Source organism: Enterobacter sp. KB-221C9 (assembly GCF_041320715.1).
Taxonomy (GTDB): Bacteria; Pseudomonadota; Gammaproteobacteria; order Enterobacterales; family Enterobacteriaceae; genus Enterobacter; species Enterobacter asburiae_D.
Window position 1 is genome coordinate 1 of record NZ_JBGIWG010000022.1, and the last position, 21926, is coordinate 21926.

Annotated in this window: 20 protein-coding genes and 2 tRNA genes; 16 read left to right on the plus strand and 6 right to left on the minus strand. The window is 56.9% G+C overall.

Translation table 11 applies throughout. The annotated features are described in order from the left end of the window. The first annotated feature begins 26 nt into the window (after positions 1 to 26). Both AB8846_RS22020 and dkgB read left to right on the plus strand, forming a co-directional pair. Positions 27 to 103: transfer RNA gene (locus AB8846_RS22020), tRNA-Asp, on the plus strand. A gap of 162 nt (positions 104 to 265) precedes the next feature. Then, the gene (dkgB, locus tag AB8846_RS22025) at positions 266 to 1069 is read left to right on the plus strand and encodes a 2,5-didehydrogluconate reductase DkgB (protein ID WP_370733727.1); all 804 of its coding nucleotides are present in this window, start codon (positions 266 to 268) and stop codon (positions 1067 to 1069) included. 29 nt (positions 1070 to 1098) lie between these two features. Here the strand turns inward: dkgB and yafC are convergent, their stop codons facing one another. Further along, on the minus strand, positions 1099 to 2004 hold the full coding sequence (gene yafC / locus AB8846_RS22030) for a DNA-binding transcriptional regulator YafC (RefSeq protein ID WP_370733728.1): 906 nt from the start codon (positions 2002 to 2004) through the stop codon (positions 1099 to 1101). Positions 2005 to 2108: 104 nt separating this feature from the next. Here yafC and AB8846_RS22035 point away from each other — a divergent pair, with 104 nt between their 5' ends. The 3 genes from AB8846_RS22035 to AB8846_RS22045 all read left to right on the plus strand — a co-directional run bounded on the left by AB8846_RS22035 (position 2109) and on the right by AB8846_RS22045 (position 5070). After that, positions 2109 to 3284, plus strand: a complete 1176-nt coding sequence (locus tag AB8846_RS22035; RefSeq protein ID WP_148244842.1) for an MFS transporter — start codon at positions 2109 to 2111, stop codon at positions 3282 to 3284. A 136-nt stretch (positions 3285 to 3420) separates the two neighbouring features. Beyond that, on the plus strand, positions 3421 to 4221 hold the full coding sequence (locus AB8846_RS22040) for an endonuclease/exonuclease/phosphatase family protein (protein ID WP_024909448.1): 801 nt from the start codon (positions 3421 to 3423) through the stop codon (positions 4219 to 4221). A 75-nt stretch (positions 4222 to 4296) separates the two neighbouring features. Continuing rightward, positions 4297 to 5070, plus strand: a complete 774-nt coding sequence (locus AB8846_RS22045) for a methyltransferase domain-containing protein (protein ID WP_331413280.1) — start codon at positions 4297 to 4299, stop codon at positions 5068 to 5070. A gap of 52 nt (positions 5071 to 5122) precedes the next feature. Here AB8846_RS22045 and mltD read toward each other — a convergent pair whose 3' ends face one another. Together mltD and gloB are read right to left on the minus strand one after the other, a co-directional pair. Then, positions 5123 to 6487: a murein transglycosylase D gene (gene mltD, locus AB8846_RS22050; protein ID WP_063145495.1), complete on the minus strand. Its 1365-nt coding sequence runs from the start codon at positions 6485 to 6487 to the stop codon at positions 5123 to 5125. 68 nt (positions 6488 to 6555) lie between these two features. Next, the gene (gloB, locus tag AB8846_RS22055; protein WP_370733729.1) at positions 6556 to 7314 is read right to left on the minus strand and encodes a hydroxyacylglutathione hydrolase; all 759 of its coding nucleotides are present in this window, start codon (positions 7312 to 7314) and stop codon (positions 6556 to 6558) included. A 32-nt stretch (positions 7315 to 7346) separates the two neighbouring features. On the opposite strand from gloB, the gene AB8846_RS22060 reads away from it, so the two are divergent. Beyond that, complete coding sequence (locus tag AB8846_RS22060) at positions 7347 to 8066, plus strand: class I SAM-dependent methyltransferase (RefSeq protein WP_023310484.1); 720 nt, start codon at positions 7347 to 7349, stop codon at positions 8064 to 8066. Here the strand turns inward: AB8846_RS22060 and rnhA are convergent. Beyond that, on the minus strand, positions 8063 to 8530 hold the full coding sequence (gene rnhA / locus AB8846_RS22065; RefSeq protein ID WP_023310485.1) for a ribonuclease HI: 468 nt from the start codon (positions 8528 to 8530) through the stop codon (positions 8063 to 8065). The two genes, AB8846_RS22060 and rnhA, sit on opposite strands and share 4 nt — an antisense overlap. A 64-nt stretch (positions 8531 to 8594) precedes the next feature. On the opposite strand from rnhA, the gene dnaQ reads away from it, so the two are divergent. The 9 genes from dnaQ (at position 8595) to AB8846_RS22110 (ending at position 17689) form a co-directional block, all read left to right on the plus strand. Further along, positions 8595 to 9326 carry a DNA polymerase III subunit epsilon gene (dnaQ, locus tag AB8846_RS22070; RefSeq protein ID WP_370733730.1) on the plus strand — a complete coding sequence of 244 codons (732 nt, stop codon included), beginning with the start codon at positions 8595 to 8597 and terminating at the stop codon, positions 9324 to 9326. 132 nt (positions 9327 to 9458) lie between these two features. Beyond that, a tRNA-Asp gene (locus AB8846_RS22075) sits at positions 9459 to 9535 on the plus strand. A gap of 379 nt (positions 9536 to 9914) precedes the next feature. Beyond that, entirely contained in the window at positions 9915 to 10634 is a 720-nt protein-coding gene (locus AB8846_RS22080; protein ID WP_023334601.1) for a FadR/GntR family transcriptional regulator, read from the plus strand. Next, positions 10631 to 11644, plus strand: a complete 1014-nt coding sequence (locus AB8846_RS22085; protein ID WP_370733731.1) for an ABC transporter ATP-binding protein — start codon at positions 10631 to 10633, stop codon at positions 11642 to 11644. Before AB8846_RS22080 ends, AB8846_RS22085 begins: the two co-directional genes overlap by 4 nt. Then, positions 11641 to 12723, plus strand: coding sequence for an ABC transporter ATP-binding protein (locus AB8846_RS22090; RefSeq protein ID WP_032661721.1), 1083 nt, complete (start codon positions 11641 to 11643; stop codon positions 12721 to 12723). The genes AB8846_RS22085 and AB8846_RS22090 overlap by 4 nt, the downstream gene beginning before the upstream one ends. A gap of 2 nt (positions 12724 to 12725) precedes the next feature. Beyond that, the gene (locus AB8846_RS22095; protein ID WP_029739693.1) at positions 12726 to 14240 is read left to right on the plus strand and encodes an ABC transporter substrate-binding protein; all 1515 of its coding nucleotides are present in this window, start codon (positions 12726 to 12728) and stop codon (positions 14238 to 14240) included. An 18-nt stretch (positions 14241 to 14258) separates the two neighbouring features. Then, positions 14259 to 15200: an ABC transporter permease gene (locus AB8846_RS22100; protein WP_015571382.1), complete on the plus strand. Its 942-nt coding sequence runs from the start codon at positions 14259 to 14261 to the stop codon at positions 15198 to 15200. 2 nt (positions 15201 to 15202) lie between these two features. Next, a complete protein-coding gene (locus AB8846_RS22105) occupies positions 15203 to 16078 on the plus strand; it encodes an ABC transporter permease (protein ID WP_032639545.1) in 876 nt (291 codons plus the stop codon). 9 nt (positions 16079 to 16087) lie between these two features. After that, on the plus strand, positions 16088 to 17689 hold the full coding sequence (locus AB8846_RS22110) for a gamma-glutamyltransferase family protein (protein ID WP_331413269.1): 1602 nt from the start codon (positions 16088 to 16090) through the stop codon (positions 17687 to 17689). Between the two features lie 69 nt (positions 17690 to 17758). Here AB8846_RS22110 and AB8846_RS22115 read toward each other — a convergent pair whose 3' ends face one another. Then, a complete protein-coding gene (locus tag AB8846_RS22115; protein ID WP_032661711.1) occupies positions 17759 to 18529 on the minus strand; it encodes an amidohydrolase in 771 nt (256 codons plus the stop codon). A gap of 108 nt (positions 18530 to 18637) precedes the next feature. Then, entirely contained in the window at positions 18638 to 21082 is a 2445-nt protein-coding gene (gene fadE / locus AB8846_RS22120; protein ID WP_029739697.1) for an acyl-CoA dehydrogenase FadE, read from the minus strand. 239 nt (positions 21083 to 21321) lie between these two features. Between fadE and lpcA the strand changes: the two genes are divergently transcribed. Then, positions 21322 to 21900 (plus strand): D-sedoheptulose 7-phosphate isomerase, encoded by a 579-nt coding sequence (gene lpcA, locus AB8846_RS22125; protein WP_010427884.1) that lies wholly within the window; start codon positions 21322 to 21324, stop codon positions 21898 to 21900. The last annotated feature ends 26 nt before the right edge of the window (positions 21901 to 21926 follow it).

Consider the following 21926-nt stretch of genomic DNA (forward strand, 5'->3'; position numbering starts at 1 on the left):
TCCGGTGGTTACAAGCAGTCTTCGGTGGAGCGGTAGTTCAGTCGGTTAGAATACCTGCCTGTCACGCAGGGGGTCGCGGGTTCGAGTCCCGTCCGTTCCGCCACTTATTAAAAGCCCTGAGTTAACGCTCAGGGCTTTTTTCTTATCTGTTGCCTCATTATTGCTAAATCAGCAAAAATCCTCTGCGTTTTGCGATCTTTTTCTTCATAACCGCTGCTGCGATAATTCTCCTCAGTTAACAAACATTATGAATAACGAGGATTATATGACTCTCCCTGCATTTGGTCTGGGCACCTTCCGCCTGAAAGACGACGTTGTTATCGCATCAGTTAAAACCGCACTCGAACTGGGCTATCGTGCAGTTGATACGGCACAGATCTATGAAAACGAAGCTGCCGTTGGACAAGCCCTCGAAGAGAGCGGTGTGCCGCGTAACGAACTGTTTATCACCACGAAAATCTGGATTGAGAATCTCAGCAAAGATAAGCTGATCCCTAGCCTGAAAGAGAGCCTGAAAAAACTGCGTACTGATTACGTAGATCTGACTCTGATCCACTGGCCATCACCGAATGATGCTGTCTCAGTAGAAGAATTCATGCAGGTGCTGCTGGAAGCGAAAAAGCAGGGCTTAACCCGCGAAATTGGGATCTCCAACTTCACCATTCCGCTGATGGAAAAAGCCATTGCCGCTGTTGGCGCAGAAAATATTGCGACCAATCAGATTGAGCTGTCTCCATACCTGCAAAACCGCAAAGTCGTGGACTGGGCAAAACAGCACGGGATCCACATCACCTCATACATGACGCTGGCCTACGGTAAAGCACTGAAAGATCAAGTGATTACGCGTATCGCAGAGAAACATAACGCCACTGCTGCGCAGGTGATTCTGGCATGGGCAATCGGGGAAGGTTATGCCGTGATCCCATCATCAACTAAGCGTGAAAATTTGGCCAGCAACCTGTTAGCAACGGATCTTCATCTGGATGCTGACGATAAAAAAGCGATCGCAGCCCTGGAGTGCAACGATCGCCTGGTTAGCCCGGAAGGCTTAGCGCCTGACTGGGATTGATATTAACCCCCCCTCTGTACTCTAAACCCTCACACAGCTCCTTCGGGAGCTGTTTTTATATGTTCACTCAGGAAGTCAATAAAGGCCCGGATGCGCGTGCTTACCGCTCTGTCACTGTAATACACCGCGCTAAAAGGCATCTCTACCGGCAGACGCTTATCGGCCATTAACTCCACGAGCTCACCGCGCGCAATTTCTTTATCAATCATGTAATCCGACAAACAGGCGATGCCATTACCGGTAAGGCACAGCTGCTTCAGCGTTTCCCCGCTGTTAGACGATAATCCGCAGGTAATTTCATGAAGTTGACCATCATGACAGGCGACAGGCCAGGTGTTCAGCGAAACAGGCTCCGTAAAGCCAAGGCACAGATGCTGCTTCAGTTCTTCTACCGTCTCCGGTTTACCATGCTCAGTAATATAGTCTGGTGATGCGATAATTTTGCGGTAGCTGGCAAACAGAGGGCGGGCACGCAGGCTTGAATCTGTCAGGGTTCCTGCCCGTATAGCCACATCCACTTTCCGCTCGATGAGGTTGATAAACGTCTCTGAGGAGACCAGAGAGAGTGTCATCTCCGGATAACGTTCGCGGAAAGGCTTGATCAGCGGCATCAGAAAGTGAAGCACCACCGGCGTGGCCGCATCAATGCGCAGCAATCCACGCGGCGTGCTGCGGGTCTCCATAATCTCCGTCTCCGCTGCGGCCATCTCCTGCAGTACCGACTGCACGCGGCGGAAATAACGCTCTCCTTCTTCCGTCAGGCTCAGCTGCCGCGTCGTTCGGTTGAGCAGACTCACCCCAAGCTTCATCTCCAGTTTTTTTACCGAGCGGCTGATGGCCGAATTAGCCTGTCCCAGCTGTTCGGCCGCGCGGCTAAAGCTGCCGCTTTCAACGACGGCGACGAAGATTGTCAGCTCTTCCGATGTTGCTTTCATTGTTGCACCACCTGCAAAATTCTATTGATATTTTGACCATTTTTGTTATTTAAGCACTGGCGCATACTGCCTGTCATCTTAATCCTGATGATACGGAGTATTTTATGCCACTGGCGCTACTTGCCCTGACGATCAGTGCCTTTGCAATTGGCACGACCGAATTTGTTATCGTGGGACTGGTTCCTACCATTGCTAACCAGCTTGCGATCTCGTTACCTTCAGCCGGGCTGTTGGTGTCTATTTACGCCCTGGGCGTCGCCGTCGGTGCGCCAGTCCTGACGGCCCTGACCGGACGTTTCCCACGTAAGCAGCTGTTAGTCGCGCTGATGGTGCTGTTCACCGCCGGCAACATTCTGGCCTGGCAGGCGCCGGACTACACCACGCTGGTGATTGCCCGTCTGTTGACCGGCCTTGCACACGGTGTGTTCTTCTCGATTGGTTCCACTATTGCAACCAGCCTGGTACCCAAAGAGAAAGCGGCTTCAGCCATTGCGATCATGTTTGGTGGGCTGACCGTCGCACTCGTCACGGGCGTACCGTTGGGAACGTTTATCGGACAACACTTCGGCTGGCGCGAAACGTTCCTTGCCGTCTCCTTGCTGGGTGTCATCGCCCTGGTGACCAGCCTGCTGCTGGTACCGTCGAATATTCCGGGCCGGGCGAGCGCGAGCCTGCGCGATCAGCTGAAGGTGCTCACGCATCCGCGTTTGCTGATCATCTACGCGGTTACGGCACTGGGCTATGGTGGCGTATTCACCGCCTTCACCTTCCTGGCGCCGATGATGCAGGACCTGGCGGGCTTTTCCCCTAATGCCGTGAGCTGGATTTTGCTGGGATACGGTATTTCCGTTGCCATTGGCAATATCTGGGGCGGCAAGCTTGCAGATAAGCACGGTGCCGTACCGGCGCTGAAATTCATCTTCGCTGCCCTGGTTGTTCTGCTGATGATTTTCCAGTTCACGGCTTCGGTACACTACGCCGCGCTGGTCACGGTGCTGGTTATGGGGATCTTTGCCTTTGGTAATGTGCCAGGGCTTCAGGTTTACGTTGTCCAGAAAGCCGAGCTCTATACGCCAAATGCGGTAGATGTGGCATCGGGTCTGAATATTGCCGCATTTAATATTGGCATCGCGCTGGGCTCCATCATTGGCGGACAAACCGTAGCGCATGTTGGATTAACCCAGACCCCGTGGATTGGCGCGGTGATTGTCCTGGTGGCCTTCCTGCTGATTGGCCTGAGTGGGCGCCTTGATAAACCTGCTCGCGTCGCGCTGGGTTAACATCAGTAAGTGCTTGCTTACAAAACTGGGAAGCGGTTTCTCAGAAATTGCGTTGAAAGTATGACCTAAAGTCCCTATAACATTAGAACCAGTCCTTTTTCCGGGCTGGTTCATGTTACAGAGGCTGTTTCCAAAAGTGCGAAAAAATACCTATGCCATGCGTTATGTTGCCGGAATGCCCGCGGAGAGGATCTTGCCTCCGGGGTCATTTGCGAGCATAAGCCAGGCATTACCCGCCGGCACACCGTTAAGCAGCGATGAGAAAATCCGTGTACTGGTGTGGAATATCTTTAAGCAGCAGCGTGCCGAGTGGTTATCGGTACTCAAAAATTTTGGAAAAGATGCCCACCTGGTTCTGCTCCAGGAGGCGCAAACCACCCCTGAGCTGGTACGATTTGCCACCACGAACTATCTTGCCGCCGACCAGGTGCCTGCATTTGTCCTGCCACAACACCCTTCAGGTGTGATGACACTTTCAGCAGCACATCCGGTCTATTGCTGTCCTCTGCGCGAGCGTGAGCCTATTCTGCGTCTGGCGAAATCGGCGCTGGTGACGGTCTATCCGCTGCCGGATACTCGAATGCTGATGGTCGTGAACATCCATGCGGTCAATTTCAGCCTGGGCGTGGATGTCTACAGTAAGCAGTTACTTCCGATTGGCGATCAGATTGCCCATCACAGCGGCCCCATCATTATGGCAGGCGATTTCAATGCCTGGAGCCGTCCGCGCATGAATGCGCTGTATCGCTTTGCGCGCGAAATGTCGCTGCGTGAAGTTCGTTTTAGCGATGACCAGCGCAAAAAGGCCTTTGGTCGTCCTCTCGATTTTGTCTTCTATCGTGGTTTGAGCGTGCACGACGCCTCTGTTCTGGTGACGCGCGCCTCGGATCATAACCCTCTACTAGTCGAATTCAGTCCCGGCAAACCTGATAAATAATGGTGTGTCAGGTCTGCCGTGGGGCAGGCCTGCGCGGGTGCTGCCCTTTATTTTTCACTCACAAAGGACAGTACGATGACAACAACACGCTCCCATCATGACAACGTAGAAAAACAGTTTGGTTCTCAGGCAAGTGCCTATCTGAGCAGCGCCGTGCATGCTTCTGGCCGCGATCTGGTGCGTCTCGGCGAGCGTCTGGCGGCGTTCCCGCAGGCGCACGTGCTGGATTTAGGCTGCGGGGCAGGGCATGCAAGCTTTACGGCTGCGCAGCAGGTCGCGCACGTTACCGCGTATGACTTATCCAGCCAGATGCTGGACGTCGTTGCCGAGGCGGCGAAAGCGAAGGGGCTGGACAACATTGATACGCGCCAGGGCTACGCCGAATCCTTACCTTTTGATGATGCGTCGTTTGAGGTGGTTATCAGCCGTTACTCCGCGCACCACTGGCATGATGTCGGCCAGGCATTACGCGAAGTCAAACGTGTTCTTAAGCCGGGTGGCATCTTCATTATTATGGATGTGATGTCCCCTGGACATCCGGTGCGCAATATCTGGCTGCAGACGGTTGAAGCGCTGCGCGATACCTCGCACGTGCAAAACTACGCCAGCGGAGAGTGGTTGTCATTTATCACTGAAGCGGGGCTGATCGCGCGCGCGTTGAGTACGGACCGCTTACCGCTGGAGTTCAGCTCGTGGATCGCGCGTATGCGCACCCCGGAAGCATTAAGCCAGGCGATAAGGCTGTATCAGGAGAGTGCGTCCGCGGAGGTAAAGGCATACTTTGAACTGCAGGACGATGGCTCGTTTACCAGCGATACCATCATGGCTGAAGCCCAAAAAGCGGGATAAACAAAAAAGGCACCGAGGGGAATCGGTGCCTTTTTATCTTTCGATCGTGCTATCAGGAGTCTGGCGTGGCGCTGTTCTTCACAAACAGCGTCAGCTGGTCGCCAGGTTTCAGATTGTCAGTATCATTGTTCCAGCGCATCACATCCTTGATGTTTACGCCGTGTCGTTTTGCGATACTGGACAGTGAATCGCCCTTGCGCACGCGATAGGTAATGCTATCGCTGTTGCTGGCGAGACGCTGTGCGCTGCTACCTGCACCTACCGTCAGAGTCTGACCCACTTTCAAGCCGGAGCTGCGCAGATTATTCCACTGCTGCAGATCTTTCGCATTCACGCCAAGACGTGACGCAATGCCCGAAAGCGTATCACCTGAACGAACCTTATAGCTGCGGCTGTTAACTGATGATGCATCCGCGATCAGCGTTGACTGAACGGCGGCGATTTCACCAGAAGCTAAAGACTCACGTAACTGATCAGCATGTTTCTGCGGAACCATTACATACTGCGGGCCACTTGCCCCCAGGGTTGAGCCCTTAACGCCAGCATTAAAGGTTTTCAATTTACTTACCGACATACCCGTCATATCAGCGACCTGTTGAATATCAACTGGATTGCTGAGGCGAACACGCGCCAGTGCACGACTTTCGTCTGGTGTTGGCAGTTGTACACCGTAACGCTTGCTGTTCTTGAGAATATCGCTCAATGCCAGCATTTTCGGTACGTAAATCTTTGTTTCCTGTGGCAGTGAGAGCGACCAAAAATCGGTGGATTTACCCCGTGCTTTATTCGCTTTCATTGCCTTCAGTACACGACCTTCGCCACTATTATACGCTGCGACCGTTAACAGCCAGTCGCCGTCAAACATCTTGTTCAGACGTTGCATCATGTCGAGAGCGGCTGTCGTTGAAGCGACAACATCGCGACGCGCATCATAGTTGCGGGTCTGTTTCAGACCATAGTTTCGCCCGGTGCTCGGAATGATCTGCCAAATGCCTGCGGCATTGGCGCCAGACGTCGCGTGTGGGTCAAAAGCGCTCTCCACTATGGGTAGGAGTACCAGCTCCATAGGCATGTTACGTTTCTTAACTTGCCCGGCTATCCAGTACATATACGGCTCTGCCCGTAAAGTTACATCGTGGAGATAGCTCTTATTACTTAAATACTTCTGTTTCTGTTCGCGAATCCGGGTATTTTCCGGAATTCCCATCTTTAGCTCGTCGCCAATAGAGGTCCACAAGTCTTGATCCTGCGCGAATGATGTTCCATCGTCCATCCATCGCGCCGAACTTGCAAACTTCCCTGCTTCCCCTTGACCAGCCGCAGAAAGGCTCTGTGCGTGCTGTTGTACGTTGCTGCCGTTCTGAGACTGGCAACCTACAAGCAGGACAGAGGCGAGTAATATCGCTTTTGCCTTCATGTGTGTGTCAATAGTTGCTTAAAAGACGAGCGATGATAACGGCGAAATTTTGAAAAGGCAACCCGCAATTATCTGAAGTTATCTTTCTTTGACCTTAACCATGTAAATCGCTGTTCTGGTTGTTGCAAATTTGTTTCTTGGTTAATTTTATTAATTAAATCAATATCATCTGTTCGTAAAAATAAATTAATTTGGCGCTCGTTTTTCAGAATTACGGGTAGTGTTTTTTGGTTTTTTGCACGTAACTCCTTCACTTTGTGATAATAATCCTGAATCGCTCGATCCTCGGGTAAGAGGCTCACAGAAAACTTCATATTTCCTAATGTATATTCATGTGCGCAACAAATGATTGTTTCATCGGGCAGTGCGTTAATCTTCTGTAAAGACTGGTACATTTGAGCTGGTGTACCTTCAAACAGTCTTCCGCAGCCGCCGGAGAACAGCGTATCGCCGCAAAAAAGATAAGGCTTACTGTAGAAACACAGATGTCCCAAAGTGTGACCTGGTGTAGCAAATACGGAAAACTCCCACTCGCGTATGAGGATAGTTTCGCCTTCTTCGACTACTTGCGTGATTCCCTTATCTTGTGCCTCTGCCGGTCCGTAAACCACCAGATGCGGAAAATGGGCGCGCAGTTCAGGCACGCCGCCAGTATGATCGTGATGGTGATGCGTCAACAGAATGGCTTCTGGCTGCCAGCCGTTCTCTTTTATTGCGCGCAGAACAGGGTCCGATTCTCCGGGATCGACAATGACGCATCGACGATCGTCGTCAACCAAAACCCAGATGTAATTGTCCTCAAAGGCTGGAATACTGATAAGATTCATACATTACCTCTTATAGCGTGGCGGGTGTTTTGATGAAACCGGCAAGGATACCTCAGACTGTCGCAGCACCGGAACGTTGGGCGGAATTGCCCTGGGGTGAATACTATCGCGAAGCGTTAGAACAACAGCTGAAGCCCTGGCTTGCGAAAATGTATGGCTTTCACCTGCTTAAGATTGGCAATCTCAGCGCGGAAATCAATACCGAAAGCTGCGCTATCTCGCATCAGGTCAACGTCTCTCTCGGCGGATCGCCGGTTCAGGTAAAAGCAGACCCGTTGCATCTGCCGTTTGCGGAAAAATCCGTCGATGCGTGTTTGCTCGCCCACACGCTGCCCTGGTGCAGCGACCCGCATCGTCTGCTTCGCGAAGCCGATCGCGTGCTGATTGATGACGGCTGGCTGGTACTGAGCGGATTCAATCCGCTAAGCCTGATGGGCCTGCGTAAGCTGGTACCGGTGCTACGCCGGACTCCACCTTATAACAGCCGGATGTTCACCATGATGCGCCAGCTCGACTGGCTTTCGCTGCTGAACTTTGAAGTGCTCTGCTACGGCGGTTTTCAGGTGCTGCCCTGGGCGCGGCAGGGAGGCGTAGTACTGAGCACCCATCTCCCGGCGTTGGGCTGTTTGCAGTTTATCGTCGCGCGTAAGCGAACCATTCCCCTTACGCTGAATCCTATGAAGCAGAGCAAGTCGAAAACGCCCATCCGCCAGACCGTGGGAGCCACGCGGCAGTACAAAAAAACCGATTAGGCGTCGGGCTGATAGCCCGCATCTTCATGAGCGGGATTGGATGCCGCAGCGCGCGCCAGTTCGTCGCAGCGTTCGTTTTCCGGGTGGCCTGCGTGGCCTTTAACCCACTCCCACTTAATCTGGTGCTGGCCCAGCGCAGCATCAAGACGTTTCCAGAGATCGACATTCTTGACCGGTTTCTTATCGGCAGTTTTCCAGCCGCGTTTTTTCCAGTTGTGGATCCACTGGGTGATCCCCTGACGCACGTACTGGCTGTCGGTGCTTAGCACCACGTCACAATGTTCTTTTAACGCCTCCAGCGCCACGATGGCCGCCATCAACTCCATTCGGTTGTTGGTGGTCAGAAAATAGCCTTCGCTAAAGGTTTTTTCGTGCTGGCGATAGCGCATAATCGCGCCGTAGCCGCCGGGTCCTGGGTTACCGAGACAAGATCCATCGGTGAAAATTTCTACCTGTTTACGCATCTCTGGTAGACTTCCTGTATTCGAAACGTTCAGTTAAACGATAAGTCTGACATAAATGACCGCTATGAGCACTGCAATTACTCGCCAGATTGTCCTCGATACCGAAACCACCGGTATGAACCAGATCGGCGCGCACTACGAAGGGCATAAGATCATCGAGATCGGCGCCGTTGAAGTAGTGAACCGTCGTCTTACGGGGAACAACTTCCACGTCTACCTCAAACCCGATCGGCTGGTGGATCCGGAAGCGTTCGGCGTTCACGGGATTGCCGATGAGTTCTTGCTGGATAAGCCGACTTTTGCTGATGTGGCTGACGAGTTCCTGGAATATATCAAGGGTGCCGAACTTGTCATCCATAACGCATCGTTCGATATCGGCTTTATGGATTATGAATTCAGCAAGCTTAATCGTGATATCCCGAAGACGAACACCTTCTGTAAGGTGACGGACAGCCTGGCGCTGGCAAGGAAGATGTTTCCCGGCAAGCGTAACAGCCTTGATGCGCTCTGCTCGCGCTACGAGATAGACAACACCAAGCGAACGCTCCACGGGGCGTTGCTCGATGCCCAGATCCTGGCGGATGTCTATCTGACGATGACCGGCGGGCAGACGTCAATGAAGTTCAGTATGGAAAATGAATCCCAGCAGACGCAAGGCGAAGCGGGCATTCAGCGTGTTGTCCGTCAGGCAAGCCGGTTGCGGGTTGTTTTAGCCAGCAATGAAGAGCTCCTTAACCACGAATCCCGGCTTGATCTGGTCCAGAAGAAGGGCGGCAGCTGTATGTGGCGCGCCTGAAAAAACGCCGGAATGCCTGTAAAATCATCGTTTGGGCGATTTTTGCAGCAAACGATTCAAAACGTGAGAAAAAGCGTTGACGAGATCGGAGGCGCACCGTAATATGCGCCTCGTTCCCCAAACGGGAACAGTGGAGCGGTAGTTCAGTCGGTTAGAATACCTGCCTGTCACGCAGGGGGTCGCGGGTTCGAGTCCCGTCCGTTCCGCCACTATTCAGAAGGCCTGAATCAGAAATGATTCAGGCCTTCGTCGTTTCAGGATTCTGTAATCCTATCTCCTCATCTATCGTTAACAAAAAGTTAATGTTTGTAGTGCAATTATTTAACAATCGCACGAATGTAGTGCGTTATTTGCACTGATATTGTGCATTCCACCACCACTCCTCTCTTCAGACCTCAGTCAGAATGTGTCTTTCTGTAAAAATAATTCACGCAGAATCATTTGGTTATCTCCCGCTTTCCAAAAAAATACCGAACCAATTAAGTATTGGTTTGGTTATTGCTTAATCATTAGCACGATAAGCTTCATTCCATATCAATAACTTATCGTTAATAAAAATAAAGCAATGATGAAAGTGAGCGAACCAATATGGAAAAACCGTCACGGTTTCTGGCAAATTCCAGCACCGCGCTTGAGCAGCTGCGCGGGCTTATCAACCAGCATGAGTCAACACCAGGCATACCGCTGCCCACGGAACGTGAGCTGTCGGACACTCTCGGCGTAGGACGACGTGAAGTGCGTCGTGCGCTGGACGTGCTGGAAGAAGAGGGGCGCATCTGGCGTAAGCAGGGCAAAGGGACCTTTATCGGCCCGGCGGCACCTGTTGAACCGCTGGCCCTTCAGGGATTGGTTCAGCAGACCAACCTTCTGGAAGTGATGGAAGCTCGTCTACAGCTCGAACCCGGCTTAGCCCGGCTTGCGGCACTGCGTGCCACCAGGGAAAACCTCGCGCTCATGCAGCGCATGCTGGAACGCATCGATAAGGTCAGCCCGGATGACCGCGATCTCAACGAACTCTGGGATAGCGCCTTTCACCGGGCTATTGCCGAGGCGGCGGGCAACCGTCTGATGCTCGGCCTGTTTGATGCCATTGATGCCGTGCGGCGTGAACCGGGCTGGCAGCATCTGCGCGAGCTGGCACGCACCCCCGAACGTGTCGACAGCTATAACGACCACCACCATAAGATCATGTCTGCGATTATCCATCGCCAGCCTAATGAAGCCGCGGCCGCCATGCGCGAACACCTGCTCAGCCTGCAAACCGCCCTGATTCAGGCGATCCACCTCGAGGACGACTTCACGCCATGACGACAATACCCTTTAAGGACGCCACGCCCGTATTGCGAGTGCAAAACCTCAACGTTACGTTTGCTGGCTCGCCGGTTAGCGTGCTTGATGGTATTTCTCTGACCGTCAGGGCGGGCGAAACGCTGGCGCTGGTGGGGGAGTCCGGCTGCGGGAAAAGTATCACTTCACTGGCGCTGATGGGGTTACTGCCCGCCAGCGCGCAGATTGTCAGCGGTGAGATGCAGTTTCGCCGCCACGACCTGCGAAAGCTCTCACCGCGCGAATATGCCGATCTGCGCGGCAGCGAGCTGGCGATGATTTTCCAGGAGCCGATGACCTCGCTCAATCCGGCGTTCACGTTGGGCGATCAGCTTAGCGAAGCGGTTATGCGACACCAGAACGTCTCGCGCGCAGAGGCGATGAAGGTCGCGCTGCGGATCCTCGAGAAGGTACAGATCCCGGCGGCAGAGATGCGCCTGAAAGCGTATCCCCACCAGCTTTCCGGCGGCATGCGCCAGCGCGTGATGATTGCGATGGCGCTGATTAACCATCCCAAACTGCTGATTGCCGACGAGCCGACCACTGCGCTCGACGTCACCATCCAGGCGCAAATCCTCGCCTTGCTCAACACCTTAAAAGAGGAAACCGGCACGGCGGTGCTGATGATTACCCACGATTTAGGCGTCGTGGCGGAGGTCGCCCAGCAGGTCGCCGTGATGTATGCCGGGCAGGTGGTGGAGCAGGGCAGCGTGGAGGCCATCTTTGCCGACCCGCAGCACCCTTACACCATCGGTCTGATGGGCTCGATTCCTTCTCTTGGCGCACGCAAGGGCCAGCTCTCCACCATTCCCGGATCGGTCCCGCTCCCGGAATCCATGCCGAAAGGCTGCCGTTTTGCCACCCGCTGTCCGTTTGCGCAGTCGCGCTGCCATGATGAAAAACCGCAGCTCGCCACGCTCGGCGCGGGCCATCAGGTCGCCTGCTTCCGCGTGCCGCTCGAACAGCACATTGCCCTGGGAGAAATCGCATGACCACGCCCATTCTTGAAGCCCGTGACCTCAGCAAGCTTTTCCCCGGCCCGAAAAAACTCTTTACTCCGGCACGGTTTGTCACGGCGGTCGATCGCGTTTCGCTTGCCGTGATGCCGGGCGAAACGCTGGCAATTGTCGGCGAGTCCGGTTCCGGAAAATCTACGCTCGGCCGCCTGCTGCTGCGCCTGCTGGCCGCCAGCGAAGGGCGTGTGTTTTACCAGGGGGAGGAGATCACCGACGCCTCCGGTGCCCGCCTGAACCAGCTCCGGCGCGAGCTGCAGATTATCTTCCAGGATCCCTTCGCCTCGCTGAACCCGCGCATGACGGTGGAGCAGATCGTCGGGGAGCCGCTGTGGCTGCATCAGAACATGAAAAAAGCGGACCGTCAGTACCGCGTTGCCGAGCTGCTTAAAACCGTTGGCCTCCCTGCCGCCTGGGCCGGACGCTATCCGCACGAATTTTCCGGCGGACAGCGCCAGCGTATCGGCATTGCGCGCGCGCTGGCTTCAGGGCCGAAGCTGCTGCTGGGGGATGAGCCGGTATCCGCGCTGGACGTGTCCGTCCAGGCGCAGGTGGTCAACCTGCTGGAAAGCCTGAAGCACCAGCTTGGTCTGACGATGGTGATTGTCGCCCACGGTCTGGCGGTAATCCGCCATATGAGCGACCGCGTGGCGGTCATGTACCTCGGGCAAATCGTCGAGCTTGCCACCGTGGATGAGATTTTTGACGCGCCGCTGCACCCCTATACCCAGGCGCTGATCGCCTCGGCGCCGCAGATGCAGCCGGGCGTTGAGCGAGATGCGCCGCTGCTGCAGGGGGATCTGCCCAACCCGGCCAGCCCGCCGTCCGGCTGCCGTTTCCACACCCGCTGTCCGTACGTCACCGATGAATGCCGCCAGGTCGAGCCGATCAATCAGGTGCTCGACGGCGGGCGTCAGGTTGCCTGTCATCGCTGGCAGGAGATCAATCGAGATCGCGGCGTTATCCAGATAGCGCCGCCATCCGCCGCTTTTCTGCGCCGCCGCGCGCTGTTTGAACACGCGGCCACTCACTCGTCCCTTCCTTCAAGGAACTCATGATAATGACAATGCGTAATTCTCTTTTGACCGTACTGGGAAGTGTTATGTTGCTTGGCGCGGCGCTGCCCGCCCATTCTGAAAGCGTGCTGCGAATCGGCCTGGGCGCTGACCCGGACATGCTCGACCCGCATCTGGCGCGCACCTACTATGGCCGCTTCGTGTTTGCCTCCCTGTGCGACAGGCTGGTGGACGTGGATGAAAACCTGAAGGTCGTCCCCGGGCTGGCTAAAGACTGGGCGTGGAGTGAGGACGGTAAAACCCTGACGCTCAATCTGCGCGAAGGCGTCACCTTCCACGACGGTGAGAAATTCGATGCCGCCGCGGCAAAATACAACCTCGACCGCGCCCTGACCCTGAAAGGCTCCCTGCGTAAGAGCGAGATCTCCTCCGTTGAATCGGTCGAGGTCACCGGCCCGATGCAGATTGCGCTGCACCTGAAAACGCCCGATGCCGCGCTGCTGATGCAGCTCACCGACCGCGCGGGCGCAATGATGGCCCCGGAGGCGGCGAAAAAGCCTGACTTTGCCGCCCATCCGGTCTGCTCCGGCCCGTACAAATTCGACAGCCGCGTGTCCCAGGACCGCATCGTTCTGACCCGCTTCGACAACTACTGGAACAAAGACGCCTACCACTTCGACAAAATCATCTATCTGCCGATCCCGGATGCCTCCGTGCGCCTCGCGAACCTGCGCGCGGGCGATCTTGACCTGACCGAAGGCATCGCCGCCAGCGACGTTAAAACCGTCGAAGCCGACAGCAAGCTGGCGCTGGCGAAGGTAACCGGCCTGGGCTATCAGGGCATCACCTTCAACATCAACAACGGCAAGGTGCCGGCGAACGATCCGTTCAAGGACGCCCGCGTGCGCGAGGCGTTTTCTCAGGCTATCGACCGCGATGCGTTAAACCAGGTGGTCTTTGAAGGACTCTACACCCCGGCCAACCAAGCGTTTTCACCGGTCAGCCCGTATCACGTTAACCTGCCGGTCCCGCCGCGTGACGTCGACAAAGCCAAAGCGCTGCTGAAAGCGGCAGGCGTCACCGCGCCGCTGACCGTCAACCTGCTGGTGCCGAACAACCCAACCTCGCAGCAGGTGGGGCAGGTGCTGCAGGCGATGGTCGCTGAGGCCGGATTTAACCTGAACCTGCAGATGACCGAATTCGCCACGCTGCTCGATCGCCAGCAGAGCGGCGACTATCAGCTGAGCTTCTCCGGCTGGTCGGGTCGCCCGGATCCGGACGGCAGCATCTACGGCTTTATCAACAGCAAAGGCACCCTTAACGACGGCCGCTACAGCAACGCGCAGGTTGACGAATGGCTGACCCAGGCGCGCCAGAGCACCGATCAGGCCGCACGCCAGCCGCTGTACGACAAGGTGGTGAAACAGCTGCAAACCGACATGCCGATTGCCTACCTCTACTTCGAGCCGCGCATTTTCGGCCTGAACAAAAGCGTGCAGGGCTTTAAGCCGTACCCGGACGGCATCGTGCGTCTGGCGGGTTTGACGCTGGCGAAATAAACGTCCTGAGGAGAACCCATGCTGGAACTGATTTGCAAACGTCTGCTGCTGGCCGTCCCGACGCTATTGCTGGTGAGCATGATGGTCTTCGGGCTGCAAAAGCTGCTGCCCGGCGACCCGCTGATCGCCATGGCAGGCGAGGAGCGCGATCCGGCGGTCATCGCCCAGCTGCGCGCGGAGCTGAACCTTGATGCACCGATCCCCGTGCAGTATTTCCACTGGCTGACGCGCGCGCTGCAGGGCGATCTGGGCGTCTCCTTACGCACGCACGAACCGGTGACGCAGCTGATTGCCAGCAAGCTGCCGGTCACGCTGGAGCTGTCGCTGCTGGCGATGATTATCGCGCTGGTGTTTGGCATCAGCATGGGGATCCTCGCGGCGGTGAACAAAAACAGCTGGGTCGATCACGGGGCGAACTTCGTGGCGATCTCGGGGATCTCGATCCCGCACTTCTGGCTGGGGATCCTGCTGATTCTGGTCTTTTCGGTGAACCTGCAGTGGCTGCCCGCCTCCGGCTACGTGCCGTTCAGTGAAGATCCGATCCAGAACCTGCGCACGCTGCTGCTGCCCGCGTCCGTGCTCGGAACGGGCCTCGCGGCAACGCTGATGCGCCATACCCGCGCGTCGATGATTGCGGTCCTGAAGGCGGATTACATCCGCACCGCGCGGGCAAAGGGGCTGCTGCCGAAGGCGGTGATCCTGAAGCACGCGTTTCGCAACGCGCTGGTGCCGGTGATCACCCTCACCACGCTGCTGTTCGGCGAGCTGCTGGGCGGGGCGGTGCTGACCGAGCAGGTCTTCACCATTCCGGGCTTCGGCAAGATGATCGTCGACTCGGTATTCAACCGTGACTACGCGGTGGTGCAGGGCGTGGTGCTGATCGTGGCGATTGGCTTCCTGATGCTCAACCTGCTGGCCGACGTGCTCTACGTCCTTATCAACCCGAAAATGCGAGGTTAACCATGGCGGAACTGACGACGCAAACCGTTACGCCCGCGCTGCCGCGCGCGCAGAACCGCGTGCTGAAGAAATTCCTCGGCAATAAAAGCGCGGTCATTGGCGCGGTGGTGGTGGGGTTCTTCGTGCTGGTGGCGCTGCTGGCGCCGTGGATCGCCCCGTTCGACCCGGTGAAAGCCAACTTCCTGGCAGTGAGAAAAGCGCCGTCGGCGATGTACTGGTTCGGCACCGACGAGCTGGGGCGCGACATTTTATCCCGCATTATCTGGGGGGCTCGCACCTCGCTGATGGCGGGCTGTATGTCGGTCGTTATCGCGGTGGTCATCGGCGTGCCGCTGGGGCTGGTGGCGGGCTACTTCCAGAAGATGTGGGACGGGGTGATCTCGCGGTTTATTGAGGCGCTGCTGGCCTGTCCGTTCCTGATCATGGCGATCGCGCTGGGAGCGTTTTTGGGCCCGAGCCTGACCAACGCGATGATCGCCATCGGTCTTTCGGCGATGCCGATCTTCGCCCGCCTGACGCGCGGGCAGGTGATCGCCATTCGCAACGAAGAGTACATCGACGGCGCGCGGGCTATTGGCCTGCCGGATCGCTGGATCATCATCAAATACGTCCTGCCAAACGTGATGTCGCCGATCCTGGTCCAGGCCACGCTGGCGATTGCCTCGGCGATTATCGCCGAAGCCAGCCTGTCGTTTTTGGGGCTGGGGCAGCAGCCGCCCAATCCGTCCTGGGGCTCCATGCTCAACACCGCGAAAGGGTTTCTTGAGCAGGCGCCGTGGATGTCCGTGTTCCCCGGCGTGGCGATTTTCCTCGCCGTGCAGGGCTTTAATTTACTCGGCGACGGGCTGCGCGATGCGCTCGATCCGCGCCACGACTAAGGAGTCATGATGACCAAAGCGCTTGATTTTACGTCCGGTTATGATTCACGCCGCCCGCCGATGATGGGCTATAACGCCGTGGCGACCTCACAGCCGCTGGCGGCACAGGCGGGAATGAAGATGCTGCAGCTGGGAGGCAATGCCGTGGATGCGGCCATTGCCACCGCAATGGCGCTGACGGTGGTTGAGCCGACCGGCAACGGGATTGGCAGCGATGCCTTTGCCATCGTCTGGGACGGCGAAAAGCTGCACGGCCTCAACGCGTCCGGTCGCTCGCCGGCCAGCTGGCATGCGGATCTGTTTGCCGGTAAAACGGCGGTGCCGGAAATTGGCTGGGACGCGGTGACCGTGCCGGGTGCGGTATCCGGCTGGGTGGCGCTGGCGGAACGCTTCGGCACGCTGCCGCTGACCACGCTGGCGCAGCCTGCCATTGACTACGCGCGCAACGGTTTCCCGGTCTCCCCGCTGATCGGCCATCTCTGGCAGCGCGGCTATAGCAAGCTGAAAGATCAGCCGGGCTTTAGCGCCTGCTTCGCACCGGAAGGCCGCGCCCCGCGCGTGGGGGAGATCTTCCGTAACCCGGCGCAGGCGAACTCGCTGGAGCTGATTGCCCGCACCAATGGCGACGCTTTTTACCGCGGCGAGCTGGCGCAGAAAATCGCTGCTTTTGCCAAAGAACACGGCGCGCACCTGACGGCTGAAGATCTGGCAAACCATCGCGTGGACTGGGTAGAGCTGCTGTCGCGGGACTTCGCGGGCGGTTCGGTGCAGGAGCTACCGCCAAACGGCCAGGGGATCGCCACGCTGATTGCGCTCGGCATTCTGGAGCAGTGCGGCATTGAGAAGCATCACCCGGATTCCGTGCAGTCCCTGCACCTGTCCATCGAGGCGATGAAGCTGGCGCTGGCGGATCTCGACCGCTACGTGGCGGATGAAGAACACATGGCGTTCGCGGCAAAAGAGCTGCTGAGCGACCCTTATCTGAAGTCGCGCGCGGCGCTTATCGATCACGATAAGGCTTCTGATTTTGTCTACGGTTCCCCGACGCAGAGCGGCACGGTCTACATCAGCACCGCCGACGCCAGCGGGATGATGGTCTCGTTTATTCAGTCCAATTATATGGGGTTCGGTTCAGGCATCGTGGTGCCGGATACGGGGATCAGCCTGCAAAACCGGGGCTGCGGGTTTGTGCTGGATCCCAATCATCCGAACGCGCTGGCGGGCAGCAAGCGTCCGTTCCACACCATCATTCCGGGCTTTGCGATGGACGGCAACGGTCAGCCGCTGATGTCCTTTGGCGTGATGGGCGGCCCGATGCAGGCGCAGGGGCACATGCAGATGGCGCTGCGCATTATGCTGCACGGGCAAAACCCGCAGGCTGCGATCGACGCCCCGCGCTGGCGCGTGGTGCAGGGCAGGGAGGTGATCGTTGAATCGACGTTCGATCGCAATACCATCGCCGCGCTGCGCGAGCGCGGGCATCAGATCGTGGTGGAAGATCCGCTTCAGGATTACAACTTTGGTGGGGCGCAGGTAATTTACCGCCTGCCGGAAGGGCACTACGTGGCCGCGACGGAGAGCCGCAAAGACGGGCAGGCGCTGGTGAGTTAATTAACGCCCGGTGGCGCTGCGCTGTGCTTTTGTAGGCCGGGTAAGGCGTAGCCGCCACCCGGCTTTTTTTCACCCAATGCTAAACGGATCCGCATCCTGCCACGCCGGAAACTTCTCCCGGTATTCCTTCAGCGCCGTCAAGGACAGCTCGGCATCAATGCGCGTCGCCTGATGCGGCTCGGCGGTGGCAATTATCTCGCCCTGCGGATTCACCACCCGGCTGTCGCCGCGGTAGTGATGTCCGTTGCCGTCCGTTCCCACGCGGTTACAGCCCACCACGTACGCCTGGTTCTCAATCGCGCGCGCTACCAGCAGCGACTGCCAGTGCAGGGAACGCGGCGCAGGCCAGTTGGCGACATACAGCGCCAGGTCGTAATCGTTGCGGTTGCGCGACCACACCGGGAAGCGCAGGTCGTAGCAGACCAGCGGCAGAATACGCCAGCCGCGCCACTCGAACACCACGCGCTCGTGACCCGCTTCATAGTGATGATGCTCATCCGCCATGCGGAACAGGTGGCGCTTATCGTAAAAATGCACTTTCCCTTCCGGCTCCACCAGCAGGAAGCGGTTCACCGGCCCGCGCTCCGTTTGCAGCGCAGCGCTGCCCGCAATCAGCGCGTTGGTCTGCTGCGCTTTGGCATGCATCCAGGCCACTACCTCATCCTGCGGCATTGACTGTTGTGCCGCTTCCATGGCGAAGCCGGTCGTGAACATCTCCGGCAGGACAATCACATCACGCCCGGTAATCTCTTCCAGTTGACGATCAAAGTGGCGCAGGTTGGCGGGGCCATCCATCCACACTAAAGGTTGCTGCAAAATCGAAATCTTCAAACCAGGCACGATACAGACTCCTCAAAAGACCGCTTTTTGACACTGTAGCACGTCATTACGAGAAAATGTGGCAATAAAAAACCCCGCTCAGGGCGGGGTTTGTCAGAGCGAAACGCGTTACGCGGCTTCAGGCTTGCGGTGCTTCTCCGGCAGCTTTACCGGCTGCGTTGCCAGCTCGTCCGGCTCGAAATCATCCACGTTAATACTGCGCAGACGGCTCTCTTCGGCTTTCACCAGCAGAGCGGCTTCATCTTTATTGATAATGCCACCGGCGAGCGCCTGTTTTGCCAGTTCGTCCAGACGGGTAAACGGCAGGTTTTTGCCCAGCTGTTTACAGATCTTCTGGTGAATCGGATCGGCAGCCATCACGTCCAGCAGCGCCTCTTCCAGCAGACCCACCGGGTTATGCGGCGTCGGCGTCAGATACTGACCACGACCGATACGGGAGCGGGTTGCGCTCGGTACCTGCAGGATCTTCGCCACCTTGTGGTCCAGCTTGTCGGACGGCGCCAGGTGGTGACGACCGGTCGGGAAGATCACCGCGCGCAGAGCGCCCGCCACGAAGCGGTTCGGGAAGTTCGCCAGCAGGTCGTCAATCGCCTGTTCAGCCTGATACATCGCATCCTGAACGCCCCAGTGCACCAGCGGCAGATCCGCTTCCTGACGGCCTTCGTCGTCGTAGCGCTTCAGGACCGCAGAGGCCAGGAAGATCTGGCTCAGCACATCACCCAGACGAGCGGAGATACGCTCGCGACGCTTCAGGCTACCGCCCAGCACCGCCATGGAAACATCTGACAGCAGAGCCAGGTTGGCGCTCAGTCGATTCAGATGCTGATAATAACGTTTGGTGGCATCGCCGGTCGGCGTCGCGCTGGTAAGACCGCGCGTCAGGCCCAGCCAGAAGCTGCGCACCTTGTTGCTGCCCACGTGACCGATATGTTTGAACAGCAGCTTATCGAAAGCATCCACGTCGTTGTTCTGCGCGGCGGCCATCTCTTCCAGCACGTACGGATGGCAGCGAATTGCGCCCTGACCGAAGATCATCATGCTGCGGGTCAGGATGTTTGCCCCTTCCACGGTGATGGCAATCGGTGCGCCCTGATAGCCGCGCGCCAGGAAGTTGCCTTCGCCGAGCATAATGCCTTTACCGCCTGCGATATCCATTGCGTCAATGATCGACTGCTGCGCGCGGTGGGTACAGTGGTACTTCACAATCGCGGACAGCACAGCCGGTTTTTCGCCCAGCATGATGCCGTAGGTAATCAGAGAAGCAGCGGCATCCATCACGTAGGCGTTACCCGCGATACGCGCCAGCGGCTCTTCGATACCTTCCATCTTGCCGATGGAGATTTTGAACTGACGGCGGATGTGAGCGTACGCACCAATCCCCATCGCGACCGACTTCAGACCGCCGGTTGAGTTCGACGGCAGGGTAATGCCGCGGCCCACAGACAGACATTCCACCAGCATACGCCAGCCCTGACCGGCCATTTTCGGACCGCCGATGATGTAGTCAATCGGCACAAAAATATCCTGTCCGCGGGTTGGACCGTTCTGGAACGGCACGTTCAGCGGGAAGTGACGACGACCAATTTCAACGCCAGGGGTAGAGGTTGGGATCAGCGCACAGGTAATGCCCAGATCTTCTTCACCGCCCAGAAGTTTTTCAGGGTCAGAGAGCTTAAAGGCCAGACCCAGCACGGTGGCGATAGGCGCCAGGGTGATATAACGCTTGTTCCAGGTCAGGCGCATGCCCAGTACCTGTTCGCCCTGCCATTCGCCCATGCAGACCACGCCGGTATCCGGGATCGCGCCCGCATCGGAGCCGGCTTCCGGGCTGGTCAGCGCGAAGCAAGGGATCTCCTGACCGCGTGCCAGACGCGGCAGGTAGTGATCTTTCTGCTCTTCAGTACCGTAATGCTGCAGCAGTTCGCCCGGTCCTAAGGAGTTAGGCACGCCAACGGTAATCGCCAGGATCCCGGAGACGCCCGCCAGCTTTTGCAGGACGCGAGCCTGAGCGTAAGCAGAGAACTCCAGACCGCCGTACTCTTTCTTGATGATCATCGCGAAGAAGCGATGTTCTTTCAGATACGCCCACAGCTCGGGCGGCAGGTCGGCCATTTCATGGGTAATGGCAAAGTCGTTCGCCATACGGCACGCTTCTTCCACCGGGCCGTCAATAAAGGCCTGTTCTTCAGCGGTCAGGCGCGGCTGCGGATAGTTATGCAGCTTTTTCCAGTCCGGGTTGCCCTGGAATAGATCGCCTTCCCACCAGGTGGTGCCCGCGTCAATCGCTTCTTTCTCGGTACGCGACATTGGCGGCATCACTTTGCGGAAGCCTTTGAACACCGGCGCAGAGATCATTGATTTACGCATTGGTGCCAGATTAAACGGCAGAAGGATGATGGCAAGAGGGACTAAAAGCCAGATGTTCCAGAGGCCTGCGACGCCAAGCGCGGCCGTCCAGGCCAGAAGAATCAGGCTGCTCAGGAATAAACTAACGCGGTGATAGAACAGCACACCGAGCAGAACAACGGTTGCGAGAATGCTCAAAATCATCATAAAGAAAAGCTCCCTTGCTTGTAGGAGGTCTGACCACTTGTGATGATATGGTTGTAGTTGATGTGAATTCCTTTAGCAATGTGTTTACAAAATAATTACAACCTGGTTCACATTGTTCGTGTTTTAGCCGGCACGAAAAATCAAAACGCCGGACGATTCGCATGGCTTTAGCTTCTCGCTTTTCCCGCTATCCGGTACACTCCACTGTGTTATTTCATCAATACTGAAGGATTATCCTCATGTACCAGGATCTTATTCGTAACGAACTGAACGAAGCGGCGGAAACGCTGGCGAACTTTCTGAAAGATGATGCCAATATTCACGCTATTCAGCGCGCAGCGGTCCTGCTGGCCGACAGCTTCAAAGCCGGTGGCAAAGTGCTCTCCTGCGGTAACGGCGGTTCCCACTGTGACGCTATGCACTTCGCAGAAGAGCTGACCGGACGCTATCGCGAAAACCGCCCGGGCTACCCGGCGATTGCGATTTCCGACGTGAGCCACATCTCCTGCGTAGGCAACGACTTCGGTTACGACCACATCTTCTCCCGCTACGTTGAAGCGGTAGGCCGTGAAGGCGACGTGCTGCTGGGGATTTCTACCTCCGGCAACTCCGGCAACGTGATCAAAGCGATCGCCGCCGCGCGTGAAAAAGGGATGAAAGTCATCACCCTGACCGGTAAAGATGGCGGTAAGATGGACGGTACAGCGGATGTCGAAATTCGCGTTCCGCACTTCGGTTATGCTGACCGTATTCAGGAAATTCACATCAAAGTGATCCACATCCTGATTCAACTGATCGAAAAAGAGATGGTTAAGTAAGACTTCGCTGGGGGCACTCTTGCCCC